The organism is Negativicoccus succinicivorans (assembly GCF_018373335.1).
Classification (GTDB): domain Bacteria; phylum Bacillota; class Negativicutes; order Veillonellales; family Negativicoccaceae; genus Negativicoccus; species Negativicoccus succinicivorans_A.
Genome location: NZ_JAHAHH010000128.1, coordinates 1 through 1407, shown reverse-complemented (window position 1 = coordinate 1407; position 1407 = coordinate 1). Strand labels below are relative to the sequence as shown.

At 51.6% G+C, this 1407-nt stretch carries 1 protein-coding gene; it reads left to right on the top strand.

The genetic code is table 11. The annotated features are described in order from the left end of the window. Positions 1-1348 precede the first annotated feature (1348 nt). Positions 1349-1407, top strand: a 59-nt coding sequence (locus tag KH813_RS06885) for a hypothetical protein (protein ID WP_369694443.1), incomplete at its 3' end; no start/stop codon positions are given.

Here is a 1407-nt window from a genome sequence, read left to right as displayed (position 1 = left end):
CGGGAAACGGGCGTTCCGTTGGGCAAAGTGGAGGCCGTGCCGTTTACCATTAACGGCCGCAAGTTTGACGGCGGTTATTATCCTATTGTGTACGATCCGCAATTATCGCAAAAAGCGTCTGACATGGACGTGGCGAACGAATTAGCAAAACAGATGTCAAGCAATGCGGTATTTGGCGCCGGTTTAGGTGCGACGAAAAAGCGGCAAGCGGTGGTCAATCGTGAATTGTTGTTGTCGCTTGATGTATTGCCGCGCGCGGTCAATGAGGCAATATTGCATATTTCCATGCGGGAAGCCGTGCTGGACGTGGCGCATCTGCTGGACCATGCGACGTTGGCTGAACCGTTGCAGAAAGTCATAGGACAATCGCAATACAGAATGTTGCGCGAGTGGGTACGCGACACGTGGCGGGAAGAATTGGTGCGTGAATCCAGCGCCGAACAGTTTGCCAATTTGTTGCGGCGTAATGCGACATTTTCTGTCATGGCGTACCGGACAACGACGGCACTTTTGAACATTTGCAACTTGCCGATGGTCGCTCATTCTTTGGGCAAAATTCGTACATTGCAAGCGTTGGCAACATTCTACCGACACCCGCAACGAATTACGCGAAAGGTTAAAGAGAAATCAAGCTTTATCGCGGAACGCGAAGAAAACCTTGACCGTGATTTGGCGCGTGACATGAAAGTATCCGGCAAAGAATTATCCTATGCCGGAACACAAGGCGTGGCCACAAAAGCGGCGGAAGGCGTTTATTCTGCAAAAGAGGCGGTGGATCGTTTTGGATATTACCTAATTACAAAAACGGACTTAATGTTATCACTTCCGACGTGGCAAGCCGTGTATGAAGATACGGTGCGGGCGGAAATGGAACGCGGCGAATTGACGGCGGAACAGATTGACGCGGAGGCAATCGCAAAAGCAGATGAGGCGGTGCGGCGTATTTGGGGCAGCGGTGAAATTCAAGATCAAGCGAAAGTACAAAAAGGCCGCATCATGAAATTCTTTACTCCGTTTTATACGTTTTTCTCCGTCGTCTTAAATGCGCATATTGAAGCCGGGTACGCGTTAAAAGACAACGGCAATCCGGTGCCGCTTATGTCTACCGTGTTATATTGGCTATTCTTGCAAGCCTTGCTGGAAACGTCTTTGCGCGGCGTAATTGACGCGGCAACGGGGCGCGGCCCTGACGACGACGACGAATGGGAAGAACATTTTGGTAAAGAGTATTTGAAAAACTTTGTCGGCACGGCGGCGGGCGGTATTCCGGGCGTGAATATTGCGGCTACGCTTACCATGAATACATTGGCAGGCGGGTTACCCGGCAGCCGTAACCATCGCCACCAACATGGCGGGTCGTGGTACCGATATTATGCTCGGCGGTAGCTGGCAGGCCGAAGTGGCGGA